Genomic DNA, 7247 nt, shown 5'->3' on the forward strand with positions numbered 1-7247 from the left:
GGCCATGGGCCGCTCCTACATTATTAAGACGGGCCCGCGGCCCGTGTGCGGAGCTGGAGCCTTCAGCGCTATAAGGTAAAAAGCTCCGCGGTCTCTGGTTACTGGCAGGAAACCTTGCCAAGGCCCAGAACGAAGTTCATGTCGTTGGCCAGGGGCGCATTGAAGGGCTCTTCTCCGTCCTTGCCCGCAGTGGCACTGATGTAGTCCACCAGGTTCTGGCCGGCATCGGCCATCTGTGCGCTGATCGTATCCCGCGACGTCTGGGAGTAGTCCGCGGGGAGGTCGGCCACTGTGCCCCAGGCGTTGGTGATCTCCATGGAGCCGGCCTCATTCAGGTTGCAGGCGCTGTCGGAGAACCACACAAAGGTGCCCTCGGCGCGGAAGCCGCTCTGGTTTTCGGCATCGTCGTTGCTGTAGCCGTCGCGCGCCAGCTCGTTACCCAGGGTGCCCAGCGAAACGCCGGCGATTTCCTGGTTCACCATCAGGGCGTTGTTTTCCCACAGTACCTGGGCTCCCCAGCGTGCACTGAACACGTCCCTGCGGTAGTTCATAAACAGGTTGTTGAACATATGGGTGCGGCCGCCGCGGATCAGCGGCACCCTCCGCCCGCCGCCGGAGAAATCATCGTACTTGGCGTCGCGGGTGACGAAGGCATTGTGGTGCATGGTGGTGCGGATCTGTTCTATACCCGCCTCTGTATCGCTCGAGCCGTGCAGACCGGCCCGCTTCACGTCCGTCAGCCGGTTGAAGGATATGGTGATATTGTGCGCAGCGTTTTTCACGTCGAAGGCGGAGTCGCCAGTGAGCTCGAAGCTGTTTTTGTGAATCCAGACATCCTGCGCCCCGTCGCTGCGGATCATGTCCGGGTCCAGTTCATGGTCCTCGACGTGGCCGGCACCGCGGAAGTCCAGGCTTGTGAGAATTACGTTCTCGGCATCCACCTTAAAACCGTTGAAACGGAAATAGGCATTGCTGTGGCGGCCGTCCAGGGTGGTGTTGGAGCCCACTTCCGCATTGCTAATGGGCAGGCCGCTGACATTGAGGCGGTTATTGAAGAACTCCGCCGCGCAGTTGGCTTCGGCCACGCCTTTGTCGGCGCACCACTGGTGGTAGTCGATACACTGGGCTTGTGTGCCTTCGATCGCCGATTGCACAGATGAGCGGTTGCAGTAAACCCGGTGCATGGAGACTTCCGTTTCCTGGGCGAAGTCAAACTTGTCGAACACTATCCAGTTGTGGTCGCTGCTGCTGACCGCATCGTAGATCTGCTGCTCCACGGACTTTGCCTGGTTTTTCTTGATAACCACCAGCTTGCTGCCGCCATTCGGGTCGTAACCGCCCAGGGCGTCTTCACCGTAGCCCACGGCGCGGCCCAGGGTCTGGGACAGGCACTCGACGATCTCCTGGTCCGTATCCAGCTCCGTGGAATCCTGCCAGTTGACATTGGGGTCGGTGGCCAGCGTGCGGCATTCGTTGCTGATGTCTGCGGAGCTGGGATTGCCGCCGGATGAGCTGGAGCTGCTGCTGGATGACGAACTACTCGACGAGGATGAACTCGACGAGGACGGTGAAATAGTATCGGAGGAGCCGCCGCCACCGCCGCAGGCGGCGAGTAGCAGAGATGCGGCCAGGGCCAGCGGAGTGGGATACAACTTCATGACGATTCCTCTGGTGATGCAAATTCAAAATATTTTTGTAGGGTGGATAAGCGAAGCGCATCCACCGATCGGTTCGTGGAGATGGTGGATGCGCTTCGCTTATCCACCCTACAGCTATAATTCATTCACCCCACTTACTTTGCTTCACAACGCAAAAAAGCCCCGCGAAGGCGGGGCACGGGGCATCGATGCTAGAAGTCCATTGTCAGGCCCAGCTGGTAGCCGGGGCCGTACTGCTCCACGTTGAACAGGATGGGACCGCCGGAATCCGCGTTGCCGGCAAAGTAGTACTGGTCCACGCTGTCGGTGATGTTGACCGCATCAAAGTAGACGCGCATACCTTCCATCACCCGATAGGTGGCCTTGATGTCGAAGGTCAGTGACTCGTCCTTGTACATATCCCCCCAGGCGCTGCAGTTCGCCGCGTAGCCGAGTTCGGCGTCCGCGGCCTTATCCTCGGCGGTACAGCCGCCGATGCGCTTGAGAGTTTCGCTGGTGTAGTTGGTGATAAAGCGTACCGAGAAGTCATCGTTCTCCCAGCCGAGGGTCAGGTTGGCGGCGGTGTCGGCGGTCTCCGGCAGCTGGATGGAGCCCACACGCACGCTGTCGCCCACGTTACCTTCGCTGGATTGCAGGGTCAGGTTGGATTGCACGAAGATATTGTCCAGCCAGCGGCCGATCTTGTGGTCCTCCCAGCGGCCCTCGAAGTACTGGCTGTAGCTCAGCTCGACACCGTACACCTCGGCGCTCTCACCGTTCAGGTAGGTGTTGGCGTTGTCGATGGTGAGGTCCGCCGGGATCCGGAACAGATCCACCTGTTCCACCGGCAGGCGGAAGGGCAGCTCAGCGATATTCACGCTCACGCCATTGGCATCGACGATAAAGTCTTTGATGTCCTTGTAGAAGAAGGCACCCTCCAGGAAGGTGTCCTCGCCGTACCAGGAGAGCGACAGGTCCAGGTTGGTGGCCCGCATCGGGTCCAGGCCCGGATTGCCGATGCGCACCGAGTTGTTCGAGGACATCTCGAACCACTGTGCCTGGTACTCCAGTTCTTGCCCACGGGCAATGCCGAACGCCTTCGGGTCATCGGAACACTTTACGTCACCGGTGTAGTCGGGATCTGTATTACAGAACTCCACTCGATCGGTCACCTCGAAAAACCCGCGGCTCTTGCCGAAATCCGGGCGGCTGAAGCTGGTCCAGAGGGCGGCGCGGGCGAGCAGGTCTTCGCTCAGCTCGTGGCGGTAGTGGAGCGCAGGCAGGAAGACGTCGTAGTCGTTGCCGACTTCTTCAAGCGGCAGCGAAATGTCGAGGGATTCCAGCGGTTGCACCAACGGGCCGGTTTCGTTGCGATCGTTGCGCAGGGCCATATAGCCGGTGGATGCGAACTCCGTGCGCTCGTAGCGGGCGCCGGCGATCAGGGTGGCTTCCGGCAGCACCTGGAATTCCGCCATCGCGTAGGCCGCGGAGCTGTCCTCGGTGAGCTCGTAATCCAGCTTGGTGGATTCCAGCTCCCGTTCTTCCACGTCGTAGTTGTCGCCGATGACGCGGGTGACGTCGATCAGGCGTTCCGCCTCGCCGCGGGTGATAACGGCGTGGTCGAAGTTGGGGTTCGCCAGGATATAGTTGTCGAAAGCCCCCAGTCGGGCGCGGGCCATGTCCCTGCATTCGGCGTCGCCGGCGCAGCCGGCGATGGCCTTGTCCCCTGGCACAATGCTGACGCGGTTCTTGTCGTTGCTGCGGGTGCGCTGGTTGGCCTTGACGCCGGCCTTCACATAGTTGAGCCAGCCGTCGTCGTCCCAGTCCTTGCGCAGATTCAGGGAGAACTGGTCCACTTCATCCTTGCGCAGGTTGTCCTCCAGGAAGAGGTTGTCGTAGAGCAGGTTCGGCTGAACCACGCTGCCGAATTCGTAGGTGTTGCCATTGGAAGCGGCGCCGCTGGAGATGCTGCCGGTTGCCTCCAGTTCCTGCATCTGCTGGAGGGAGATTATCTGCCCGTTCAGGAAGTCTTCGCCGAAGCTGCCCGCGGCGAACTGCTCCCGCAGGCGGAACTGCACCCGGCGGCCGTCCGGCTTCTCATTCTCGCTGCGCGAGGAGACCAGCTCGTAATCCACTTTCCAGCCGTCGCCGAAGTAGTTCTCGCCGCCGAGGGCGAAGGTATTGGTAGTGACCTCCGATTCCTGGATAAAGAACTGCTGCTGCAAGTCCACGTCTTGGCCGGCGAACACCTGATTGTCGCCGTCCAGGAAGCGAAGCTCTTCATCGCCGTTCTGGAAGTTGAAGCGGTAGTACTCGCGCTGAGCTATGTCGTCGTCGGAGTAGCTGGTGTGGTTGATCTTCAGATGATAGCGGCTGTTGTCGTCCGGCCGGTATTCCAGGTTGAGCAGCGCCGCCAACCGCTCGCGCTCGGCATTTTCCTGGTAAGTGGTGAACTCCCAAGGGATCAGCATGCGCTGGTCACCCAGGTTTACGTATTGCGGCAGGGTCTTGTCGTGATGCTTGGTCTGGTAACCCTGGGTTACGCGCTTCTCCCAGGAGCCGGTGTAGGCAACACCGAGGGTGTCGTCCAGGAACAGGTTGGTGCCCTGCAGGGTGACCTTGGGGGAGTTTTCCCCTCCCTGGTCCGCATAGTAGTTCTGCAGCCTCAGTTTGTAAGTGTCGCGGCCGCGGTCCAGGGCGGACAGGGTTTTCACGTTGATGGAGCCGCCGATGGCGTCCAGGTCCATATCCGGAGTCAGGGACTTGTTCACCTCGATGGACTGCAGCACGTCCGAGGGCAGGCTGTCCAGGGAGAAGGCGCGGTCCTCCAGGGTCTCGTCGGTGCCGCCGCCGGCGTTGGCCATGACGCCGCCGTCCATGCGCACGCTCACCATGCCCGCGCCCAGGCCGCGCAGGTTGACGAACTTGCCCTCGCCCTCGCTTCTCTGCAGGGTGATGCCGGGCATCCGCTGCAGCAGTTCGGCCACGTTCTGGTCGGAGAAGTTGCCGGCATCGTCCTGGGTGACGATGGAACTGAAGTTATCCTTGCTGCGTTCGGCGGCGCGGGCGTTGGCGTCGGCGGCGCGCACACCTTCCACGTAGATTTCCTCGAGGGCGGCGTCGTAAAGGGTTGTTTCGTCTTTCTCCTGCTCCTGGGAAAACGCTTGGGCGCTGGCCAGGGCTATGGCCAGGGGCAGGATTTTTTTGCTGTGGTGTTTCATTATTCTGTCTCCCATCCTTCTTATTACTATGCGGCCGCCGAGCGGCCGCGCTGATCCGCTACTGGTATTGGATTACCAGATTGTCGATGGTTATCGGGGTTTCCACGCCGCTGTCGCAGCGGAACTGCAGGAAGGATGTCTCCGTTCCCACGTCGCTAGTGATGATCACGGTGCCGGTGGGGGAGCCTCCCGCCAACTGAACTACCGATGCTTCGAATATTTTCGAAGCGCCGTCGTGGATGGAGTTGCCGCTGCTGGTGGTATTGTTATCCGCGTACACCTGGCACTTACCGGTGCCATCATCCACGTTGTCGTTGATCACTACCTCGAAGCTGATCTCGTAGGGCTGGCTCAAGTCCATGTCACCGGAGGGTGCGACGCCTGCGGCAGTGGCGGTCCCGGGTTCCGTTTCGCCGAGGGAGAAACGTGCGTTGTTGTAACCCAGCTGTCCGCCGGCTACCGCTATGTTCGAGCCCCCGGCGGTGACGTTGTAGAAAGGCTTGAGCGGATCGGTGGAGACACTCTTGTAGTTAGGCGTAAAGAGGTTGGTCTCGCTGGCGTTGCCGTTAGTGGCAGCATTGAAATCCTCGAGGAGGACCACATCGGGGTCGGTCACGTCGGGCGCTTCCGGGGTGGCAGAGGCAGAGGGGCTCCAGTCGCTGGTGCCGGCAGAGTTCTTGGCGCGCACAAATACGAAGTACTGGGTGCCGTTTGCCAGATCCTCCAGGGCGTACTGGGTATTGGTTATGCCGTCGACCACTGTGGCGCTATTCACGTCGTCCGCGGTGCCCCAAGCCAGGTCATAGCTGCTGGCGCCGAGGATATCGCTCCAGGTGACAACGATACTGGTGTCACCGCCACTTGCGACGGGTGCCTCCGAGGGTGCGTCGGGCGCGGTGGCCGGGGTGAAGACGTTACACTCGGGCAATTCCGCCTGGCCGTCTTCCTCCTGGTATTCCACCAGCAGGTCGTCGAGGATCACTGTACTGCCGCCTTCCACACGGAACTGCAGGAAGGAGCTACCATTGCCCACCCGTACCGAGCGGAAGTCCACCTCAGTGGCGCCCGGCTCGAGCGTGGTATTGCCGGGAATGTTGATCTCCACCCGCTTGCCGGGTATCAGCATGTCCGTGGGCACGTCGAAGATGCGCGAGCCCCCGCCGCCACCGCCCCAGAAGGAGTTGCTCTCGCCAGTGGTGTTGTTGTCCACGTAGATCTGCATTTTTCTGCTGCCGGCGGCGTCCTTCACGCAGAAGGAGATGCGGTAGTCCCGGCTCAGGTCCAGTTCGCCCCAGGTGGCCAAGTCACCGGAGGAGGTGGTGTCCTTCTTGGGGTCTGCGGCTTCGATATCCGGCCGGGTCTGGCCGGCGGTAAAGCGGCCGGTGTCCAGGAGCATGGAAGGGTTGCCGTTGTCGCTGACGATCCCCATTTGATGCAGGGCCACTTCCGGACCATCCTCCGGGTTGTCATTGAGGAAGAAGCAGCAGGTGGGGTAATAGAAGGAGGGCCGGGTATCCTCGGAATTGTTGGCGTTCAGGGCCTTGTATTCCGGGGTGAAGAAGAACTCGGTGTCCGCCTCATCGAAGTTGACGAACTGCCCGTCGCCGAAGTTTTCATACAGGATGGCAGAGCCTCCACCACTGCTGCCCCCGGATGAGGAGCTGCCGGAGGAGCTGCTCCCGGATGAAGAGCTGCTGGAAGTTGAAACGGGCGGTGGGGTACTGACCACATCCCCCTCATTGCCGGAGCCGGATCCGCCACCGCTACAGGCGGTGAGGACGCTCATGCTGGAGAACAGGACTAAAGGTATCGCAGTGCTGGGCCAGGATTTCATGGCTTTTCCTCTCTACGTCATCATTATTTTTATCGAGCTTCGCCAATGCGCGAGCTCGGCTTGGAAACCGCTTTGGATTAGCAGTGTAAGCAAATTGGCTTGACCATATCAAGTGGTTTGTGAATTTGGTCAAGCCTTACGGATCATTCAGTGTTTGGCGCATTTTTAATCTTATCGCATTTTTCATCTTAGCGAGAGAATATTGGTTAAAAAAACGTCATAAGGGGCGCCTCAAGCCCTGTGAGACTACTGAAAGAGGTCAGCCACCGTCGCCCGTCGTGGTCAGGCTGATATCCTGGAAACTGAAGGCTATTGCTGGTATCCAGGCCCCGGGCGGCGTAGAGGTCCACCCGCTCCCCGGCATCCCGCCGGCGAGGTCGCCGCTCCGGGCTCCCTGGCGGCTGGCGTCGCCGTCACCAGCGTCGCCGTCCGTTGGTAACTGCTCACACGCATGGAACCTGCGTTGGCTTGAGCGAACCACTCCGTAGGAGCGGCGCCAGCGCCGGTAGTGTTTTTCCAGCTTGGCCGGTGCGGTGCGGTACCAGCCGTAGCCGA

Annotated in this window: 4 protein-coding genes; all 4 read right to left on the reverse strand. The window is 60.6% G+C overall.

Features of this window, described 5'->3' with window-relative positions:
- Positions 1 to 98: 98 nt before the first annotated feature.
- Positions 99 to 1658 (reverse strand): pectate lyase family protein, encoded by a 1560-nt coding sequence (locus ACRC0P_RS15385; RefSeq protein WP_438632188.1) that lies wholly within the window; start codon positions 1656 to 1658, stop codon positions 99 to 101.
- A 191-nt stretch (positions 1659 to 1849) separates the two neighbouring features.
- On the reverse strand, positions 1850 to 4858 hold the full coding sequence (locus tag ACRC0P_RS15390; protein WP_438632189.1) for a TonB-dependent receptor: 3009 nt from the start codon (positions 4856 to 4858) through the stop codon (positions 1850 to 1852).
- A 58-nt stretch (positions 4859 to 4916) separates the two neighbouring features.
- Entirely contained in the window at positions 4917 to 6692 is a 1776-nt protein-coding gene (locus ACRC0P_RS15395; RefSeq protein ID WP_438632190.1) for a fibronectin type III domain-containing protein, read from the reverse strand.
- A gap of 259 nt (positions 6693 to 6951) precedes the next feature.
- Positions 6952 to 7247: hypothetical protein (locus tag ACRC0P_RS15400; RefSeq protein ID WP_438632191.1), on the reverse strand; the 296-nt coding region annotated here is incomplete at its 5' end.

The organism is Microbulbifer sp. (assembly GCF_051659245.1).
Classification (GTDB): domain Bacteria; phylum Pseudomonadota; class Gammaproteobacteria; order Pseudomonadales; family Cellvibrionaceae; genus Microbulbifer.

Bases quoted from the DNA above. Each gene is read 5' to 3' on its own strand.
- ACRC0P_RS15395 (WP_438632190.1), bottom strand. From the start codon at position 6,692: ATGAAATCCTGGCCCAGCACTGCGATACCTTTAGTCCTGTTCTCCAGC.
- ACRC0P_RS15390 (WP_438632189.1), bottom strand. From the start codon at position 4,858: ATGAAACACCACAGCAAAAAAATCCTGCCCCTGGCCATAGCCCTGGCC.
- ACRC0P_RS15385 (WP_438632188.1), bottom strand. From the start codon at position 1,658: ATGAAGTTGTATCCCACTCCGCTGGCCCTGGCCGCATCTCTGCTACTC.